This is a genomic window from Desulfobacter latus (genome assembly GCF_013389365.1).
GTDB lineage: Bacteria > Desulfobacterota > Desulfobacteria > Desulfobacterales > Desulfobacteraceae > Desulfobacter > Desulfobacter latus.
Genome location: NZ_JACADJ010000010.1, coordinates 69,483 through 89,311 on the forward strand (window position 1 = coordinate 69,483; position 19,829 = coordinate 89,311).

General features: G+C 47.1%; 15 protein-coding genes. 9 read left to right on the forward strand and 6 right to left on the reverse strand.

Annotated elements, in window-relative coordinates:
• Positions 1-30 precede the first annotated feature (30 nt).
• Positions 31-2,115, forward strand: coding sequence for an FAD-dependent oxidoreductase (locus HXW94_RS05065; RefSeq protein ID WP_178365808.1), 2,085 nt, complete (start codon positions 31-33; stop codon positions 2,113-2,115).
• Between the two features lie 75 nt (positions 2,116-2,190).
• The gene (gene mltG / locus HXW94_RS05070; RefSeq protein ID WP_178365809.1) at positions 2,191-3,198 is read left to right on the forward strand and encodes an endolytic transglycosylase MltG; all 1,008 of its coding nucleotides are present in this window, start codon (positions 2,191-2,193) and stop codon (positions 3,196-3,198) included.
• Here the strand turns inward: mltG and HXW94_RS05075 are convergent.
• A complete protein-coding gene (locus tag HXW94_RS05075) occupies positions 3,188-3,862 on the reverse strand; it encodes a Smr/MutS family protein (protein WP_178365810.1) in 675 nt (224 codons plus the stop codon). The two genes, mltG and HXW94_RS05075, sit on opposite strands and share 11 nt — an antisense overlap.
• 184 nt (positions 3,863-4,046) lie before the next feature.
• Between HXW94_RS05075 and HXW94_RS05080 the strand changes: the two genes are divergently transcribed.
• Entirely contained in the window at positions 4,047-5,936 is a 1,890-nt protein-coding gene (locus HXW94_RS05080; RefSeq protein WP_246293752.1) for a ribonuclease catalytic domain-containing protein, read from the forward strand.
• A 9-nt stretch (positions 5,937-5,945) separates the two neighbouring features.
• Here HXW94_RS05080 and HXW94_RS05085 read toward each other — a convergent pair whose 3' ends face one another.
• The 3 genes from HXW94_RS05085 to HXW94_RS05095 all read right to left on the reverse strand — a co-directional run bounded on the left by HXW94_RS05085 (position 5,946) and on the right by HXW94_RS05095 (position 8,689).
• Positions 5,946-7,196 (reverse strand): IMP cyclohydrolase, encoded by a 1,251-nt coding sequence (locus HXW94_RS05085; RefSeq protein WP_178365812.1) that lies wholly within the window; start codon positions 7,194-7,196, stop codon positions 5,946-5,948.
• Positions 7,197-7,205: 9 nt separating this feature from the next.
• Complete coding sequence (locus HXW94_RS05090) at positions 7,206-7,892, reverse strand: hypothetical protein (RefSeq protein ID WP_178365813.1); 687 nt, start codon at positions 7,890-7,892, stop codon at positions 7,206-7,208.
• An 86-nt stretch (positions 7,893-7,978) separates the two neighbouring features.
• Positions 7,979-8,689: a YkgJ family cysteine cluster protein gene (locus HXW94_RS05095; protein ID WP_178365814.1), complete on the reverse strand. Its 711-nt coding sequence runs from the start codon at positions 8,687-8,689 to the stop codon at positions 7,979-7,981.
• Positions 8,690-8,856: 167 nt separating this feature from the next.
• On the opposite strand from HXW94_RS05095, the gene HXW94_RS05100 reads away from it, so the two are divergent.
• The 3 genes from HXW94_RS05100 to HXW94_RS05110 all read left to right on the forward strand — a co-directional run bounded on the left by HXW94_RS05100 (position 8,857) and on the right by HXW94_RS05110 (position 11,367).
• Entirely contained in the window at positions 8,857-10,002 is a 1,146-nt protein-coding gene (locus HXW94_RS05100; RefSeq protein WP_178365815.1) for a DUF362 domain-containing protein, read from the forward strand.
• Positions 10,003-10,004: 2 nt separating this feature from the next.
• On the forward strand, positions 10,005-10,997 hold the full coding sequence (locus HXW94_RS05105) for a DnaJ domain-containing protein (RefSeq protein ID WP_178365816.1): 993 nt from the start codon (positions 10,005-10,007) through the stop codon (positions 10,995-10,997).
• Between the two features lie 73 nt (positions 10,998-11,070).
• Positions 11,071-11,367, forward strand: coding sequence for an integration host factor subunit alpha (locus HXW94_RS05110; protein ID WP_178365817.1), 297 nt, complete (start codon positions 11,071-11,073; stop codon positions 11,365-11,367).
• Positions 11,368-11,388: 21 nt separating this feature from the next.
• Here HXW94_RS05110 and recD2 read toward each other — a convergent pair whose 3' ends face one another.
• Positions 11,389-13,935, reverse strand: coding sequence for an SF1B family DNA helicase RecD2 (gene recD2, locus HXW94_RS05115; RefSeq protein WP_178365818.1), 2,547 nt, complete (start codon positions 13,933-13,935; stop codon positions 11,389-11,391).
• A gap of 118 nt (positions 13,936-14,053) precedes the next feature.
• Positions 14,054-16,492, reverse strand: coding sequence for a substrate-binding domain-containing protein (locus tag HXW94_RS05120; protein WP_178365819.1), 2,439 nt, complete (start codon positions 16,490-16,492; stop codon positions 14,054-14,056).
• A gap of 353 nt (positions 16,493-16,845) precedes the next feature.
• Between HXW94_RS05120 and HXW94_RS05125 the strand changes: the two genes are divergently transcribed.
• Genes HXW94_RS05125 through HXW94_RS05135 form a run of 3 tightly spaced genes read left to right on the forward strand, consistent with a single transcriptional unit; the run spans position 16,846 to position 19,439 of the window.
• Positions 16,846-18,690 (forward strand): hypothetical protein, encoded by a 1,845-nt coding sequence (locus tag HXW94_RS05125; protein WP_178365820.1) that lies wholly within the window; start codon positions 16,846-16,848, stop codon positions 18,688-18,690.
• A 24-nt stretch (positions 18,691-18,714) separates the two neighbouring features.
• The gene (locus HXW94_RS05130) at positions 18,715-18,999 is read left to right on the forward strand and encodes a nucleotidyltransferase domain-containing protein (RefSeq protein WP_178365821.1); all 285 of its coding nucleotides are present in this window, start codon (positions 18,715-18,717) and stop codon (positions 18,997-18,999) included.
• Complete coding sequence (locus HXW94_RS05135; RefSeq protein ID WP_178365822.1) at positions 18,996-19,439, forward strand: hypothetical protein; 444 nt, start codon at positions 18,996-18,998, stop codon at positions 19,437-19,439. Before HXW94_RS05130 ends, HXW94_RS05135 begins: the two co-directional genes overlap by 4 nt.
• The last annotated feature ends 390 nt before the right edge of the window (positions 19,440-19,829 follow it).

Below are 19,829 nucleotides of genomic sequence, written 5' to 3' on the forward strand. Positions count from 1 at the left end.
AAACAGAAAATATAATATTAAGGTGATTGTATGATTCCAGCTATACTGCTAATGCTGGGCATTGGCGCAACATGCGGCATCGTGCTCAGTCTTTCATCCAAAATTTTTTATGTGTATGAAGACCCCAGAATTGCACAGGTAGAAAACAATCTTGCAGGCGCAAACTGCGGCGGTTGTGGATATGCAGGCTGCTCTGCAGCTGCGGAAGCCGTTGTGGCGGGCAAAGAACCGCCAACCGTTTGCATTATTAATTCCAAAGAAGGGGTTGAAGCTGTCTCTCGCATTATGGGCGTAGATGCAGGTGCGGCTGAAGCACCTTTATCCTATAATTTGTGTGAGGGCGGCAACCGGGCTGAAAATAAATACCACTACATGGGGGTTTCATCATGCAAAGCCATGACTGCTGTTTTTGGTGGACACAGGGTGTGTACGGTTGGCTGTATCGGTCTTGGGGACTGTGTCAAGGCCTGCCAGTTTGATGCACTTCACATGGGACCGGATGGATATCCCGTGGTTGATGACGCTAAATGCGTCGGTTGCGGCGCCTGCCAGAAAGCCTGTCCCAAAGATATTATTCAAGTCAAGACCCTGAGCGAAAAACTAATGGAATTCAACCAGGAGCATGGTGCTCTGGCTCCGTGTTCCCAGACCTGCCCTGCTGAAATCAATATTCCAAAATATATCAGTGAAATAAAAGCCGGTAAATATGACGAGGCGGTTCAAACCATACGCATGAGAAACCCCCTTCTCCTTTCCTGCGGAAGGGTATGTCCGCATCCTTGTGAAGATATGTGCAGAAGGGGTATTGAGGATGAACCGGTTTCCATTAACCAGCTCAAACGCTTTGTGGCAGACTATGAAATGAATTCCGGTTCCCGGATTCCCATTACCTGTGCCCCTGATACCGGTAAAAAAGTGGCTGTCATCGGCGGCGGACCTGCCGGACTTTCCTGTGCCTATTTCTTAAGGCGGATCGGTCATCAGGTCGATATCTTTGACGCTATGCCGAAACTTGGCGGTATTATCAGATACGGCATCCCAGAGTACAGACTTCCCAAAAAGGTGCTGGATTGGGAAATCCAGGGAATTCTCGATTTAGGAATCAATGCCTTTACCCAGGTTAAATTCGGCGTAGACTTTGGACTAAGCTCTTTGATAGCCTCCGGATACCACGCCATATTCATGGGAATTGGTGCCTGGAATGATTATGCCCTTGGCATTGAAGGGGAAGACCTTGACGGATGTTATAAGGGAATTGACTGGCTTTCAAGATTTGCCGGCGGCCAGGAAATGAAATTAGGAAAAACCGCTGCCATCGTCGGTGGTGGAAACAGCGCCATTGACTGCGTCAGAACACTGAAGCGGCTGGGCCTTGAAAAAGTGTACATTGTTTACAGAAGAACCCGAAATGAAATGCCTGCCAATGAAGTGGAAATTGTTGCATCAGAACATGAAGGCATTGATTTTGTATTCCTTGCAGCCCCCACACGGGTTATTGGAGATGAAAACGGCAAGGTTAAAGGCCTTGAATACCTGCAGATGGAACTGGGTGAACCGGATGCATCCGGTAGAAGACGTCCAGTACCGATTGAAGGGTCTGAAACGGTACTGGACGTTGATATGGTCATCTCTGCCATCAGTCAGGCACCGGATCCCTCTTTTAAGGATACTGATCCAACTCCGAAAATAAAAGATCTGGAATTGACCCGCTGGAATACCATTGACAACAATCCTGAAACCCTGCAATCTTCAATCCCATATATCTTCACCGGGGGGGATTCGGCAACCGGGCCTTCCCTTGTTGTTACTGCCATCGGGGGTGGAAGGCGTGCAGCCCGTTCCATTGATCTGTTCCTGAAAGGAAAACCGGTTGAACCGGTCGAGAATTCCTTACAAGGAAAAAATATCCCTGAATCTATTTTCAAAAAAGTTGACGGCATAACGCCCATTAAACGGGCTAAAATGCCGGAAATACCAGTTAGCGAGAGGTTGGATTCAATGATTGAAGTTGATCTGGTTCTGCCCGAAGACCAAGCGCTTGCCGAGGCTGATCGCTGTCTGAACTGCTGCCGGATTTGCTACAATCCTGATACCGAGTTCCCTATTGCTAAATAAATAAGGTACAAGGAAATAATTAAAACATACGGGTCTGACCGATTTACCGGCAGACCCGTTTTATTTATATTAACAATGATAAAAAAAATTATCCTTTTTATCGTCATGATCTCCTTGTGCATTACAATAGCCGTCGGAGCTGCTATGCACTGGATGGCCACTTTTATCAAGACACCTGCAGCCAAAATTTCTATACCTGTTACCTTCACGGTATCTTCCGGCCAGCATTTAACTACCATCGCCCAGAATCTTAAATCCCAGGATTTAGTTTCAAATCCCACTGCATTTAAACTATATGTCCGGATAAAAAAGGCTGCGACCCGGATAAAGGCCGGGGAATACGAAATGAACACCGGCATGAGTCCGGAAACCATCATGCGCATTCTAATTTCCGGTAAAAGCAAATTATACCGATTGACCATTCCCGAAGGGATGAATATGCAAGAAATTGCGATCCTTGCCCAGGAAGCCGGTTTGTGTTCCCGCAAACAATTTTTATCTTTATGCAATGATCTTGACTTTATCAATCAATGTGACGTACCGGGTATGACATTGGAAGGATATCTGTTTCCGGAGACCTATTTTTTTTCCAAAGAGACAGACTGCAAAACCTTAATCAAAAAAATGATATCCACCTTTAAAAAAACATTTAACCGCACATGGAAAACCCGGGCAAAAGAAATAGGCTTAAGCGTCCATGAGGTTGTCATTCTTGCCTCAATAATTGAAAAGGAAACCGGCAATGGAAAAGAAAGACCTATCATTTCATCGGTCTTTCATAATCGCCTGAAACGCCATATGCGACTTGAAAGTGACCCCACAGTGATTTACGGGGTTTCTGACTATGACGGAAGAATTCGATATAAACATTTAAGGCGTGTCACACCTTATAATACCTACAAGATAGACGGACTTCCAGTCGGTCCTATTGCCAACCCAGGCGCACAAGCCCTTAAGGCAGCCCTGTATCCAGCCCAAACAAATTACCTTTTCTTTGTATCAAAAAACGACACCACGCATAAATTTTCAACCAATCTGAAAGACCACAACAGAGCCGTAAAAAAATATCAACTTAATCAGTAAACTGTTTAAGATAAACCAGCAACGCACCAAATTTTGATCTTTTTCCGCCCTCCCATTTGTAGGATAGGACGAGATTGTCATTTTTCATCTCCTTTATCAGGTCCTCCACCACATGGGGCAGCACAGGCCCATCCTCGGAGTGAAGCCCCTTACCCACAATAATGCGCAGGGTAAAAAATCCCTGGACATGGGCACGTGAAATAAAAGTTTGGGTTTTGATCCGGGCTCCGATGGCTGTGAACCCGTGAAGGTCAAGATCTGCTTCGGGTGGCGGATAGCGCTTGAGCCTCCGTTTTAAGGGCATCGGCTTAGGCACATGGCGTGGGGGACGGTTTTGTTTCCAGGACGCTTCCAACAGGGTTGAAAATGCCATCTCGGATTCAGACACTGCCGCCTCCTGTTCTGCGGTCTTATCAGCAGACAGGGTATGGGAATCCGTATTTTTATTCATCCAGGTTTCATAATCATCCAAAAAGGGAAGACCATGTTTATTCAAATTTGGCCGAGGTTCAACAGGTTTTTTTAAATTTTCCTGTTTTTCTTTCACAGCCTCTTTGCCATCCATTAGGAAGGCATCTAAAAAGTCTTTATCCGATGCCAGCTTGGGCAGATCATTTTTACGCTTTAGTTTTTGTTTATTTTTCCTGGTATTTTTCTTTGGCATAATAGCTATCTTACTTGAAAAACAAGGGGTATTCAAGGCAATGTCTTTGTTTGCCGGATTTGACTTTAATACACCTTCCTGTTATTGTCCTTGCATGAATATAGGCAACATTGTTGAGTATATAGACCAGCAAAAAATTATATCTGCGGTTATTTTACGTGAAGCAAAAGGAAAACTTCGGCTGTTGAATGAAAACAGTCGCGAAGTCAGCTTTTCCGAAAAACGCCTGGCGCATGTTTCCGAAACCGTATTGGATACAGGACTTTCCAAAACAGCCTTGGTCTCTCACCTCAAGCAGGTAACCGAAACCCGCAAAAAACTATCAGAATCTATAGATATCAAAGAGTTATGGGAAATCCTCCATGAAGACCCCCAGGAAATTGATATTTCCACAATGACCTTATTCTGTTTTGATCCGCCATTGAATCCGGATCACGAAGCTGCCGTTATCCGTGCCTTTTTTAATGATCGCCTATATTTTAAATTTAACAAAGTGATTTTTTTGCCTTTCACAGAAGCGCAGGTAGCGGCAAAAAAACGTCAGATCAGGGAAGAAGAACAAAAGAATGCACTGATCACAAGGGGGGCGGCCTGGTTAGCCCGGCTACGGGATCATGATGATATCAATCAAGAACCGGATCCTGTAATCCTGCAAACTTTAAAAAACTATTATATTTTCGGCAATGATGCTGAAAAAGCCGCCATAGCAAAGTCGATCATCAAAAAAGCAGGGTTAAGTTCCCCTGACCGGTTATTTGAAATTTTTGTAAAAGCCGGTATCTGGGATGTGGATGAAAATCTGGATCTGGTATACTTTCAGATTCCCACTTCATTCTCAACCAGGGTGAACCAGGCCGCTTACCAACTGTGCAAAACAGCCCCCTTGATATTTGACGATCCCAAACGCAAGGATCTGACAAATTTACCTTTAATTACCATTGACGGCCAATCCACCCAGGATTATGACGACGCCATCAGCCTTGAAACAACGGAAAACGGTTATCGGCTTGGCATTCATATTATCGATGTCGGGGCCTGCATCCGCAACGGGGATACCATTGATATGGCTGCCAGGGAACGCGCCTCTTCCATTTACATGCCGGACGACAAATTACCCATGCTGCCCTCCAGCCTGTCCGAAGATTTGTGCAGTCTTAAGGAAGACCAGTTGAGACCAGGGGTTTCAACTTTGGTACAGATGAATCGCTTTTTTGAGGTCCAGGATTATCAAATCGTTCCATCAGTGATCAAGGTACACCAGCAGATGAGCTATACCGAGGCCAATATGGTAAACGGCAAAAATGATCCCATCACCACACTTTACAAAATGGCAACCGTACTGCGGGATAAACGTCTCAAGGCCGGGGCCATTCAGATCACCCTGCCCGAGGTCAATGTGTGGTTGGATGAAAATAAAAAGATCCATTATACAAAAGTGGACCGGGAGAATCCGTCACGGATGCTGGTCTCAGAGATGATGATTCTGGCCAACACCCTCATGGCTGAATTTTTAAAAAATAACGATATGCCAGGGGTCTTCCGGTCCCAGGCACAGCCCAAACAACGTATTTTCAAGGGTATTGAAACGCAATTAATGCCCAATTTCCTCCAGCGTAAACAATTAAGCCGGGCTGTTATCACCACCCATGCCGAGCCCCATGCAGGCCTTGGCGTACCTGCCTATGTTACGGCAACCTCTCCCATCAGGCGCTACCATGACCTGCTTACCCAGCGGCAAATCAAAGCAATACTGGGTATAGGCACCCCCTATTCATCCAAAGAGCTTGACGATATCCTTGCAGCCATTTCCGTGGCTGTATCCAATACAGGCCGCATCCAGGCCGCCCGTAAACGCTACTGGCTGATCAAATACCTGGAGGATTTAAGAGGGGAAAGCTTTGAAGGACTGGTGCTTGATGTATACAGGGATCATTACAACGTTCTTATCAAGGAGTTCATGCTTGAATCCAGACTGCCGGCATCCGGGCTGAAACTTAAATCAGGGGATCAGATTCAAGTGACGATCCAGCATGCGGATGCACGGCGCGGTCAGTTAACGTTATTTGCTGTTTAAAAAAATATTTTAATGCTTAAAACTACGCTGGCCTGTATACACCATGCTGGCCCCATATTCATTACAGGCTTCAATGGACTGATAATCATTCATGGAGCCTCCGGGCTGGATAACGGCTTTGACCCCCTGTTGTAACCCCACATCAATGCCGTCCCGGAATGGGAAAAAAGCGTCTGAAATCATGGAAGAACCGATAAGTCCGCCCTTCTCTTTGGCCACATCCGCTTCAATTTCCGCCTTTTTATCTTCATCGGTCATGTCGGCAAAGGAGGTATTGTACCGTTCAAAGCAGTACCGGTCACACAATTTGCGATAGGCTTTGTCCACGGCAATTTCCGCAACCCCTACCCGGTCCTGTTCACCAGTGCCGATGCCCACCGTGCAATTATCCTTGACATATATTACGGAATTGGAGGTAATACCGGTTTCCACCAGCCAGCCAAAAAGCATATCCTCGTATTCCTGGTCCGTGGGGACCCGGGCTATTTTGTACGTCGTTCCCTTATATTCTGTGGAAGCAATGAAAAGATCTTCTTTTTTAAGTGTTTTGGGCACAAAGGACCATTGGGCCACAATGGCGCCGTCCATAAGACTTTTGAAATCCACCACCCGCTCACCAATAAAGGATTGCAGTTTATCCATAGCATTGATCCGGATTACCCGCAGATTTTTCCGCCGGCCCAGAATATCAATGACCCCCTCCTCAAACTCCGGGGCCACCACCACTTCAGCATACTGATCGGCAATGCCTTCAGCGGTTGCCTTGTCCACGGCCTTGTTCAGGGCAATGCACCCGCCAAACGCCGCGATACGGTCTGCCATATAAGCTTTGGCATAAGCCTGCTCCAGGCTGTCCGCCCGGGCAGCCCCACACGGATTGTTATGCTTGACAATCACCGCGCAGGGCGTATCCGTAAAATACCGTAAAATATTCAAAGAATTGTCTGCATCTGTCAAATTGGTTTTGCCCGGGTGTTTACCGGATTGCAGCAGCTCAATATCGGACACAAGATGTTTGCCCGGTACGATGGTTTTTGCATCTCCCAGTGCCAAATTTCCATTGACCAGCCGGTATAATGCGGCTTCCTGACCCGGGTTCTCCCCGTAACGAAGTCCCTTTTCTACGCCGTCTATAATCCAGGAGACTTTTTCATAAAACAGGGTCTGCCGACTATTCCCATTCACAAAGGAAATTTCCATGGCCGGGGTAAAATGGTCATCCATTATGGTTTTGTACATCTTTTTAAGATCTGTGCTCATATTTACTATTTACATCTCCCCTGTTTTATAACACGATTCAACGTCTTCTTTTGAACGCCCGGTCAGATAATCGGCAATGGCCCGGTCGTACTGGGCGGTATGCGCAAATGCCTTTGATGCAAGTGAATACCGGTCATTTAGCCCCAAAGCCCCGTCTTTTGCGTTAAGACATGCCAGAATACCGTCATAGGATTCAGGTTCCACCACCGCGGCCACCCGGATAAAATTTTTAGCAGCGGCCCGGATCATGGTCGGCCCGCCAATATCAATATTCCCCCGGGCATTTTCCAGGCTTACATTTTCTTTGGCAATGGTCTGAGTAAATGGATAAAGATTGACCACAACCATATCAATGGGCAATGCATGGGTTCTTTTTAAATCATCCTGATGGGCAGGATTATAGGTTTCAGTTAAAAGGCCCAGATAAATTTTAAAATCAAGGGTTTTAACAAGTCCTCCCTGGGTTTCAGGCTGGCCGGTATAATCAGAGACCTGTTTAAGACTATTTTCTGCATCAGCCCCGAGAATCTCTTTTATTTTGGAATAGGTGCCGCCGGTGGATAAAATGGTGATATCGGGATTGATCCCAAGCAATCCGGGAATAAATGTCGCAAGCCCGCTTTTATCGGATACGCTGACAAGAATGGTCTTGATTTTTACTAAATCGTCAATTTTCTCTACCACGTTTTTCGTCATGGTTGTTCCTTAATTTTTGTATACAATTAGGTTGGTGCTGTATATTTAAAATGCAGGCAAGCTTTAACCCATTCTTACGGGTGAAGTCAAGTTGAGGAACAGTTATTTTCACGGATTATGCTTCCAAGAGACTGAACAAGATCCTGAGTCTTTTTAACATGCTCAGGCGGAATCATAAGCGCAGGAATTTTTAAATTTTGTACAGTGCCGGGGATGTTGTCTTTCCCCGGCAAGCCATTACAACCCAAAGCATTATTCCCTGCATGTTCCAGCAGATCAAGAAAACTGCCGTAGAGCCCACCCGCATCCAGATGCTCCACAAACTGCATGAAAATGGTTGTTATGGTTAATGCAAGAAAAGGCATATCCGCCTGTCCTGTCTGCCGACAAGGGGTTGTGGACATCATCACCCGGCATCCCAGGGGGCGGACAGGATAGATGGTGCAGATTCCATCTTCAAGCAGAGGGCAGGTACCCCAGGACGGATCGTTCTCTTCCTCTTCCGTATCACGGCCCTCCATGCAGGCCAACGCAAATCCGTTGGTGGTCTGAAGCGGCCTGAACCTTCGGCGTTGCCCGGTACGTGCCAACCGCATACGGATATCGTCAAGTGCCCTGCCCTTTAGCCGGTCCTGGATATAGGCAATTTCAAGACCTGTCGCCGTGACATTACAGGTGCAACAGTCTGAACACTGCTTGGCGCAGGCAAATGGAAATGCCGCCATAGCCGTGTCAAACAGAATATAGATTTTCTCAAGGGTATTTACAACTTTATTAAATTTTGTAATGTATGTCATGGGTTATTTTAATTACTCGCTAATCGTTCCAATGTCCAGACCAATCACGAAAAATCATGGGAACATTGAATTTCCATGGCGGATACTTATTATAGTAATTAAGCGCGAAATACGGGCCATGGAACTATTAAAAGTTCCATGGCCCTAAAGCCAAAAAGGAGAATTGAATGGGTGCTGATGTATTTTTCATGGACATGACCGCCACATCAAGAGAGAACCTGCCCGCCAAGTTGGCGCGTCTGGTAACCACGGCAGGACTTCAGACCGTCCTGGACAAAAATGATCTAACCGCTGTAAAAGTACATTTCGGTGAACAGGGAAATACGGCCTATATTCGGCCCGTCCTTATCCGGAAAATTATCCGGGCCATCAGAAAAGCAGATGCCACCCCCTTTTTGACCGATACCAACACCCTTTACGTGGGAACCCGATCTGATGCGGTGTCCCATATCAAAACCGCTGTGGAAAACGGGTTTTCCTATTCATCCATGGATGCCGCCCCTTTGATCATTGCCGACGGGCTGTTCGGAAAAAGCGAGACCGCCGTTCAGGTGGATCTCAAACACAACTGCCAAGTGTTTATCGGTTCGGAAATTGTCAATGCCAACGCTATTGTGGCACTGGCCCATTTTAAAGGCCATGAACTGTCCGGATTCGGCGGCACCCTTAAAAATTTGGGAATGGGGTGTGCATCCCGCCGGGGAAAATTGGACCAGCACTCCAATGTAAGTCCCAAAATAAAACGCAAAACCTGCACCGGATGCGGCCTGTGTGCCCAGCACTGCCCGGGGCAGGCCATAACCATTGAAAATCAAAAGGCTTATATAAATAAGGCGGCCTGCATTGGATGTGCTGAATGCATTGTGCGCTGCCCCACCCAGTCCATCAAAATCAACTGGAACCAGGATGTCCCTGTATTTCTTGAAAAAATGATGGAATATACTGCCGGTGTGCTGAAAGATAAAGCCGGTAAGTGCCTGTTTGTCAACTTCATCACCAATGTCTCCCCCAAATGCGACTGTCTGCCCTATGCAGAAGCCCCCATCTGCAATGATATCGGTGTGGTGGCATCCCGGGATCCCGTGGCCGTTGACCAGGCCTGTGCAGACCTGGTCAACCAGGCCCCGGGCCTTGCGTCTTCGGTGCTGACCACCCACCTGGCCCCGGGAGAGGACAAGTTCAAAGGGCTTTACCCATGCGTGGACTGGGAACATCAGCTTGCCTATGCCCAGGATATCGGTCTTGGTACAAGACATTACAACCTGATCAAACTGGAGACCCTGGCATATAAAAATCCAGGGCCACACGGTTAACCATGTATCTGGCAAAAGTACAAAAAAACGGACAGACCACCTATATCCTGCGGGAATCCGTCAGACAGGGTGAACAGATGATCGCCCGGGACATTTTTGATATAGGTCCCTGCCCCGGGGCCTGGATTGATTATCCCGGCGGCAATGCCTGGTATTTAAATCCGGATCTGGAATCAAAAATTTCGAGTCTGGCCGGCACCTTTGACAGTGATCTGCTTGAAAACGTGTTCCTGCCTTTTCTACGGCCCGATATCCGCAGGGCCACCCAGACGTTCCGGCAGCGCTCTTTCAAGCAGTATACGCCCATGAGCCGGGCGCAGAAGGAGGCCATTGCACGACAGGTCCATGCCTTTGACAAACGCCGGGCCCATTTTCTTAAATTCGGCAGCATGGATCAGGGTCCCACCTTTAATATGCCGGCAGTGATTTTCAGGCAGTTGCACAACAAATCCCGAGATGAAATCGAACAGCTTTTCATAGAACAGGAGCGGGTTTTAAAAAGAAAAGATCTTAAATCCTATGTATATACGGTACTTGATCTCCATCGATTTTTCAAAGGGTTCATGGCCAAGCAGATGCCCCATGCGCTGGACCAGGATAAAGTAGAAGCCTTTTTTATCCAGGAGTTATGTGTTCTGAATAAGGAACTTTTTGAATTGACCGGCTGCCTGCATGAATATCTGATCCGGTATGCAATCATGTTTTTTGATCACACTTACGGCGATTCGGTGCTGTTGGATGATATGGTTAAAGATTTTCAGTTCCGTCAAAAAAATCGATGGTTTAAGCCGCCTGGTGCTACCCGGCAAATTGGGATATCCCGGGCACTCAAAATTTTTAATCTTACCATCAACGCCCTGGAATCTATGAACAAAAAAGACCTAACCCGGGAATTCAGGCGTCTTGCCAGAGAACATCATCCGGACAGGGGCGGCAGTCACGACAAATTTGTGGAACTGAGCAACGCCTATCAGGCCTTACTTAAAAACATCTAATTGCTTGACTCTTTTGGAAAACAGATTATCATATCCCAAGTTCATTCAATCCAACTAAAAAAAGGCTGAAATTTTGACCTGTACCAAATCCACACTCATCGAAAAAATTTCAAATATATTTAACCAAAACCCTTCTCAGTCCAAAGAGGTGCTTGAAACCCTGCTTGAAATCATGAAGTCCACCCTGGCTTCGGGTGAAGATATTATGGTTTCCGGCTTCGGAAAATTTCAGGTAATCGAAAAGTCACCGAGAAAGGGCCGAAACCCGGCTACCGGGCATGCCATGATCCTTAAAAAAAGACGGGTTGTCACATTCAAATGTGCAGGCAAACTTAAAAATGAAATCAATGAATTAGAAAATAGAGATTAGAGACAAACAGTCCTGCAGCGGCTATGGTTTTACCTCTTTTGCAAGCAAGGTCTGCAGCGCGGTCTGGCGGCGGCTGATATCCTGGTTCCCTACGGCCATGCCTAACGCCCTTCGGGTTCCGACAAACACGACCAGTTTCCTGGCACGGGTAATTCCTGTGTAAATCAGGTTGCGGAAAAGCATTTTAAAATGCTGGGTCAATACCGGAATGATCACCACTTCAAATTCACTGCCCTGGGATTTATGAATGGTAACGGCATAGGCCAGGTCAAGTTCCATAATGTCTGCCTGCTGATAGTGCACCACCCGGTTATCCGGTAAAAAACGCACCGTGCAGGTCATATCCATGGTGTTGATCCGGTCAATGATGCCGATGTCCCCGTTAAAGACCTCCAGATCATAATTGTTTTTTCTGTGAATCACCCGGTCTCCGGTTCTGAATACCCGCTGCCCCACGGTGAGCTGAGCCTTGTTCGGCCCCATGGGATTATAGCTGTTCTGAATTTCACGGTTCAAAGAAAGCGTTCCGAGACTGCCCCGGGTCATGGGGGAAAGAATCTGGATTTCCGTCTCTTTTCCCAGGTATTTGGGAATCCAGGCCAGATATAATTTTTTCACCGCATCCAACGCAGACAGTCCATAATGCAGGGAAGACCATGGATGCACCTTTTCCACCACAGCCATAAGCTCTTCAATGCGATTTTCAGTGCCTGCCAGACGGGTCAGATCCACATGGGTAAATTTCTTAGGGATTGCAATTTCACTCTCCCAGGGTGAACACGACTCGTTAACCCTGAATTCATACAAGTCTCCATGATCATTATCCCGGGCATCACGGGGAGTAGACGTCTCTTGAACGGCACTGCCGTTTGACGTTTCCGGATCAACAGGCATATACAACCGTTTAACCCGGCTGACAAAGGCGATCTGCTCTTTGGTAGCTTCATCGGAATCAATGAACAGACAGTCGGTTCCATCCTGCCAGACGGAAGGATATTTAAACGGACTTTTTATCCACGGCATCCTGCCTTGGTTGATCTGGTGGGCAAATTTTATGATCAAAGAGGAGCGGGCCTGGCGAAATACCTGGGTAAGCCGGAAACAGGGCACGGCCTGTGACGCAATAATATCTTTGAGTACGTTGCCCGCCCCCACCGACGGCAACTGGTCATAATCGCCGATAAACACGACCTGGCTGTGCCTCGGGACGGCTTTGAGCAAAGAGGCGGTCAGATTGATATCCAGCATGGAACACTCGTCCACCACCAGAAAATCCGTCTTTAAAGGCGAACTTTCATTTCTTTTAAACCCGCCGGCTTTCCAGCCCAGAAGTCGGTGAATGGTTTTGGCCGGTTTTCCGATCACCTCGCTCATACGCTGGGCAGCCCGGCCCGTGGGCGCGGTCGGCATCACCTTTTGCCCCATGGCCTCCAGCAGGCGGACCATGACCCGTGTGGCCGTGGTTTTACCGCATCCGGGACCGCCGGTGAGAACGGAAAACTGCTGCTGTACCATCCCTTTGACCGCGGCAGCCTGCTCAGCAGAAAGCTGCATCTGAAACCGTTGACAGTACAACGCCACCCACCGGTCAATCCGGGCCTGGTCAAAGGTCCGGTCAGGCCCTGGATCTAAAAGACGCCTTGCCACATAAGCTTCGTCAAAATAAAGCGACCGGGCATAGTAACAGGCCACGGGCTGCCCGTTGTCATCAGGCAGATCCCTGCGCATCAGAAGCCGCTGGGCTTCCATGTCTGCCAGAAGGGTTTCAAGCTGCTGTGACAAATCAAGATTGAGCAGCGTGTTTACCTGTTTGTTGATCTGAGGGAACGTAAGATAACAATGCCCGAACTCCCGGGCGGCGGACAGTACGTGGCGGATGCCGGCAGTGATTCTTGGGAGACTGTCCGTTTCAAGGCCAATGCTCAAGGCCACTCTATCCGCAGTAAGAAAACCAATGCCGAAAAAATCAGCCGCCAGGCGATACGGGTCCTGGGTGATCCAGGCAATGGCATTATGGCCGTATTCTTTAAATATGCGAACGGAAAACAACGTGGAAATGCCGTGGGACTGCAGAAACATCATCACATCCCGGATGGCCCGGTGCTCGGTCCAGGCCGTTGAAATCATTTCAAGCTTTTTGTGGGCAATCCCCGGCACCTCCACAAGACGCTCAATATCGGATTCAAACACATCCAGGGTCTGGTCCTTGAAATATGCCACGATTTTTTTTGCGGTTTTGGGCCCTACCCCCTTGATCAGCCCGGAACCGAGATATTTTTCCAGGGCCGATGCCGTAGCCGGCTTTTTTTCCCTGGCATGCACGGCCTTGAACTGCCGCCCGAATTTCGGATGCACCGTCCATGCCCCCTCAAATTCCATGGTGGCACCGGCAAACACCTTGGTCTGATGGACCACAACGGTTTCCCTGCTACCCGGACGATCAAACGGCAGTATCTTGAGAATGGACCAGCCATTGTCCGGATTATGGAATGTGACCCGGTCCACGACACCTTTTAAGACGTCTTTGATATGACCGGTGTTAGGCAAGTTATCAGTTATCTGCGTCATATAGGCTTACCATACAGGACACGGCAGATCAAAACAACTTATTTCGGCGAAGATACATTGCCTATAATTTCACATAAGTTTGCACCAAGTTCTTCCGTTTTATTGTGACTATGGTTTATTATTTGATCCAGACCTCAACCCTTCTGTTTTTTTCCCTTCCCTTTGCGGAATCATTGGAAGCGACAGGCAGCTCTTCACTGCAGCTCAACACCTGGCTTGGCATAATGCCCCGTGACTGCATTTCGGATGCAACTTTTTGCGCCCGGCCCATCGCAAGCTGCAGGTTGGAATTATAACTTCCCGAATTATCGGCAAATCCGGCAAGGATAATCCGCTCTTCCTTGTCCGTAAGAAATTTGACCATCCTGTCCAAATCCCTTATGGATCGGTTATCAAGCTCTGATGCCGCCTTTTTGAATCTGAAGTTAAGTGATAACCGTTTGGCATCCTTTATCTCATTTAAATACCGGTCAAGGACCGTTTTGTTCGTTACCGTTTCAGCGGATGGGGGAGGCATGTGAAAGGATCTGATATTCATGTCCACAAAACCGATTTCCTGTACGGTTTTCTGTCCGGCTTCGGAGTGTACAAAATCAATGAAAGGCTGTACGTTGGGATTATCGGGGATGGGACTGCAGTACATGTAAAGCCGCCTGGATATCGGATAATCCTCTGTGGCGACAGTGAAAAAGGTCGGCAATATCGCCTGTCCTGCTCCGTCGGAAACCGAAAGGGCTTTGGCGCCTCTGATATACGGCAGTCCGGTAAACCCGATACCATCCCTGTCTTTGCTGACATCATCGGACAGAACCGGGTTTGATTCATACCGTTTGGCTGTATTTATCAGGGGTTTCTCTTTCCCAAGCACAATGGATTTAAATGTGTCGTAGGTGCCTGAATTGTCGTCCCGCGAGTAGACATTGATCAGACTGCCGGAATTACCGCCCAGCAGGCCCCAGTCTGTTATTGATCCGTTAAACGCTTCTTTTATTTCACTGCTGGTCAATTTATTAATTTTGTTAACTTTATTAACTATAACCGCAATGCCGTCCAGACCGATGACATGTTCACTGGAAATCGAAGACATGTCGCCCAGGAATGCCAGCTTGTCAATTTCTTTATTTTTAATCTGCCTTGAGGCCATGGCAATGTCGCATTTACCGGCCGCCAGATCCTTAAAGCCCGTACTGGAACCATGGGCATGGATTTCGATACCGATATGCCGCTTATCCACAAAGGCCAGGATGGTACTTTCATTGGCATGGTCACCGGATTTGACGGTGATTTGCTTTGCGTCCAGTTTCTGAGTCAGATATTTTTTGACAAGGGCAGGAGCCAGTTTTGCGCCGATGGTATTGGAGCCGTGGAGCCGCAGAATGGTTTCTGCCGGAGTGGTTTCCGCCGGCGTTGTTTCTGCCGACGTGATGTTATTTTCCTGGATCACCCGCTGGATCACGCGGGCCAGGAGTTCCGTTTCATTGGCTGTGCTAGGAACCGATTGCCCGGCAGCTTGATGTTTGCCTTGCACCCCTTTGGGGATCGCTTCCGAGCCTGCGGTTTCTGCCGGTGCCGTATCGGCCATGACCTTTTTTTCCGTTTCCTGGTTCGCCTGGGCCGTTCTCAATATCATTGCATCGCTATTGGTATTTGGGTGTCCCGCATATTTCTGATAGCCGTAATATCCACCGAACCCCAGCAATATAAGAAGGGGGATAAAAAACAAGGCCGTTTTTGCAAGGTTTTTCTTTTGTCCCCGGCCTGTTTTTTCCTGTTGTGAGACGTCAGAGACCCAGTCCGATTTGGCTGGTAATTTATTACCGGAAAATAAATCCTGTTCAAATGTGTTGGAAAAATCGGCCATAGCCTCTTCGGAGAGCAACTCATTTTCAGGTTCATTCGCCTCACCTTCATCAATCTGGTAAGCGGCGTCAAGCAGGAGGTGTTCTATGTTTTTTTCAATATTGGGCTGCGGTATTTTTTTAATTTCGATTTCTTTGAGCGATTTGGAATTCCAGGATAACATTTTGTAAAACGCCTTTTCGCCAACTAATCTATCCTGAACCGCATAAATCACCTTCCCGTTATGTACCAGAATAATCCCCTGCAAGGTCTCTTTTTTGACGAGAATCGCCTTGGTCATTTTGTTTAGGCAAAAAATTTGCAGGTAGTCTTCCAGGGATATGCCTGTAAGCCCCTTGTCGGATCGATTCCGTTGTATCATTTTGAGGATTTCCGAATGGGCTGTGAAAAAATCAATGGGTTTATTAACGGCACCGATGACCCCTTCAGGCATATTCTTATTTTCATGGCTGTTTTCGGTGATTGCAATAAACAGCGACGCCGGGTATTTTTTCTGCAAATAGGGAATGATACCGGTCCCATCGTTGCTTTTCATACCGGAATTCACGATGATAATGTCGCATTTATTTGCTTTGGTGATATCTTCAGCTGTGATTAAATCATTGCATGACAATACGTTTGAGAAATCATGCTCAAGCAGTTTTCTCAGGGTGAATGTGACACTTTTTTCAGGGTCAATGATTAAAATTCTGTCCAATGCCAACCTCCAGCATTTATTAATAGATTTTAAATCTTTTGTTTCAATAAGGTATAAACTTCTAGCAGATATTTGTTTTAAATATATTTTGTTTATAATTTTTTTTTATTAGCACGACAACGACATTCGGATGCACCGCTCATGCCTCCTCCCAACCTCCATAGTGGCACCGGCAAATACCTTTTCTTCTTTTGAAAATGGTTTTTGGCGGCATGAAACAAAAAAGATGAACAATCCGGATAAATATGATATCTGAGTATTGGGCTTGATTCTATTGTCGGCCAATCCCTGAATTTTTAACAATCTTTGACATTATTTTAAAGTCAGCGACCAACCCCTAAAGGTGATTTTTTATGACTACGGCAACTGACAATTCTAGCAAATCAGCAAAAAACATGTCACCGGCGGATGTACAAAAACAGAATCTGATTTCCCAGTGGGCCTTTGACACCCGTCCCATATTGGGCCGGTTCCATTTATGGCTCGAAGATGTGCGCATTCACTGGCACAGCGACGTATCCCAAAGAAAAATCAAACGCCGCCATATGGATGCGGTCTCCTTCACTGACGGGCGTACCGAAAAAATGCTGGCAGTCTCCGCCGCTGTCACGGCCCTGGGCACCCGGCTCTTTGGCCGTTACGGGGAAGGAAAGGGGCTGCCCAAAACAGCGTTAAACCTGGTAAAAAAAGATGCTGATGCCATTTCCGCCTACGCCATGAGCGAAAGCCTGTGGTATCTGTCCCGTACCCTGCCGGAAAACCATGCCATCATGGTCTGTTTAGGGGAAGGACTGATGCCCAAAGCTGGAGAAACCCCGGAAATGGGCGCCAATCCCCTGCTGGGATTCGGCAGGATCTATGCCCGGCCCCAGGTGGCCAAGTTTCTTGAAGACCGGGTGCTGCGGCTGATCAATGATCCTGAATATCCCTGGGAAAAATTTTATCGGGATATCCAGAAACGGGACATCACCGTGTGGGGGGCCGCCATCGACACTTTGGAAAACACCTCAAGGTTTGCCAAGGGAGACCCCACAGGCCCCATGAGTGTCTTCCATCTTTTTGACCAGCCGTTGATCATCAGTGACCAGTATGAAGGATATATGGGGTGTCTTGTTCTCCCGGAAGAAGTCGTGGAAAACGCGGCTTTTAAGTCCATTCTGATCAATTATTTCACCCCGCGCCATATGGTGATGGATGCCGTTCAGGAGACCTTTAACGGGATTAAGGCGAAAAATGTCCATGTCTGGACCCTGACCGGCGATGTACGGCAGGAAAGAATCGGAAAATTATGGGAGCAATGGCGGGATGCCGGGGCCCATCTGATCGACGAAAACTGGATCCTGCCCACAGGAATAGCGCCGTTCACCGATTCAGGCACCTATGCGCCGACCTTTGCAGTCAAGCCCTGGACCGATGACAAAGGAGAGATTCACCTGCTGGTGGTGGATGGATATGCCGCTTCGGCCGAAGCCATGCAGGCGGCCAGCCTGTCCGGTATTCTGGGCCTGAATGTATCCCTGGCTGTGCTCTCCTCCAAATTCAAGTTACCCCATGACAAGGATGCGGCGGCCATGAAGCTGGATCCCCAAGACAACAATTTTGCCACAAGGCTTGAGCAGGATCTGTTTGAAACCGATGTCCCCCCGGAAATGATTGAAATCTACCGCAACAGCATCATGGATGCCCAAAACGCAGGCATTCCCTTAAAACCGCGGACCATCAATGCAGGCGATTTGATTGCCGCAAAAAAATGGCAGACCCTGGCCGTATCAGGATATATGCTGCCGGATCCATACAGTGGTGCCCAGGGCGTAAAACAAATCAGTGAAGACACTTGGGAAGTAACTGTTCGGGTAACGTCGGAATTCGGGGACAAGGCCATTACCTTTGCCCTTCGCCTGTTAGAGCCTTTTCAGCAAAGTAAGCTGGTTTTCTTGCCGCTGCTCAACCGGTTTCTCAAGGGAGAATATTATAAAACCCGGGCGGTCAAAATTTCAGACTCCGGCAGAATCCGCAACGAACTTCAGACATTGTGCACCGAAGCCATAGAGCATTTTGGCGACAAGATGGTGGTACGCTTTGACAAAATTTCACCGACCACGATTTCCGCTGTGGAGCAGGAAATGCTCAAACAGATTCTGAGCTGGTACAAGGAGACCTATCCGATCTGGTTTGAGTGGCTTGAGCTATCCGTATAGCCCGATTTTGGGATTTGCGTTCCGATGAGACTTAGACCTGAAGAAAAGCGTATTATTATACAGGCTGTAAAACGTGTGGATCCGGACGCCGATATCTATCTTTTCGGTTCCAGAGCAGACAGCACTAAAAAAGGAGGGGATATAGATATTTTAGTCCATTCACAAAATATATCCTTTGACAGCAAGCTTGAAATTAAGAAATACATATTCAAACATCTTGACGAACAAAAAATAGATATCATCGTTACCGGAAACTTTGATGACCCGTTTGTAAAGACAGCACGAAAAAATGGAATTTTGCTCACATGAACAACCTTGTCAAGCATTTGGAATCAGAACTTCTTCAGCTTGAAAAGGCCACTGAGATACTGCGATATTCCTATGAAAAATGTAAAAATATTAATTTAATTGAAGGGGTCGGCCATCAGGAACTTGAAAGCTTTGAAGCCCTGACCGGCAGGTTTGCAAGGATGAGTGACATGCTGATACAAAGAATTTTCAGGCTGATCGACAACCTTGATCTTGAAGATTCAGGAACAGTGAGGGACCGGATTAACAGGGCTGAAAAAAAGGGACTTATTTCCAGCGCAGATATTTTTATTGAAATACGGATATTAAGAAACGAAATCGCTCATGAGTATAAGTCGGAAACAATTTATGCCCTTTTTGAAAAAGTTGTACACCTGACGCCCCATCTTTTCAAAGCTGTGGAATCAACCCGTGAATATGCTTCAAAATACTTCATATAAAAGTAGTGCGATTTACAACAAGCTGTTGTTTTTTATAATACTCACCACTCACATCTTTCGGGCTTGATTTTAAGGAATGGGTCTTAAATAATTTGCCCATTTTTATATATCCGGAAGCGCGAGCGTCCCGCCCGCAGTAACGATGCAGGCGGGACGCCTGCGCTCCCAGGTTAAATTATTTCGGTCTCATAAGTAACTAAAACGATTCTAAAGAAAACCATCCGATCCGGTTTGCGAGGCTTGAGCTTTCCGTGTGCGTTGTGTTTCAACAAAACAATGTCACTCCGAATTTCATTGACAAAGCAAATTGAATATTAGATTCTTATTATAATTCAAATATCAGAATAGAGGCATTTTTTGATTCCCGCCTCAAGTGTAGCGGGATTATAA

Bases quoted from the DNA above. Each gene is read 5' to 3' on its own strand.
- HXW94_RS05065 (WP_178365808.1), top strand. From the start codon at position 31: ATGATTCCAGCTATACTGCTAATGCTGGGCATTGGCGCAACATGCGGC.
- mltG (WP_178365809.1), top strand. From the start codon at position 2,191: ATGATAAAAAAAATTATCCTTTTTATCGTCATGATCTCCTTGTGCATT.
- HXW94_RS05075 (WP_178365810.1), bottom strand. From the start codon at position 3,862: ATGCCAAAGAAAAATACCAGGAAAAATAAACAAAAACTAAAGCGTAAA.
- HXW94_RS05085 (WP_178365812.1), bottom strand. From the start codon at position 7,196: ATGAGCACAGATCTTAAAAAGATGTACAAAACCATAATGGATGACCAT.
- HXW94_RS05090 (WP_178365813.1), bottom strand. From the start codon at position 7,892: ATGACGAAAAACGTGGTAGAGAAAATTGACGATTTAGTAAAAATCAAG.
- HXW94_RS05095 (WP_178365814.1), bottom strand. From the start codon at position 8,689: ATGACATACATTACAAAATTTAATAAAGTTGTAAATACCCTTGAGAAA.
- HXW94_RS05100 (WP_178365815.1), top strand. From the start codon at position 8,857: ATGGGTGCTGATGTATTTTTCATGGACATGACCGCCACATCAAGAGAG.
- HXW94_RS05105 (WP_178365816.1), top strand. From the start codon at position 10,005: ATGTATCTGGCAAAAGTACAAAAAAACGGACAGACCACCTATATCCTG.
- recD2 (WP_178365818.1), bottom strand. From the start codon at position 13,935: ATGACGCAGATAACTGATAACTTGCCTAACACCGGTCATATCAAAGAC.
- HXW94_RS05125 (WP_178365820.1), top strand. From the start codon at position 16,846: ATGACTACGGCAACTGACAATTCTAGCAAATCAGCAAAAAACATGTCA.
- HXW94_RS05130 (WP_178365821.1), top strand. From the start codon at position 18,715: ATGAGACTTAGACCTGAAGAAAAGCGTATTATTATACAGGCTGTAAAA.
- HXW94_RS05135 (WP_178365822.1), top strand. From the start codon at position 18,996: ATGAACAACCTTGTCAAGCATTTGGAATCAGAACTTCTTCAGCTTGAA.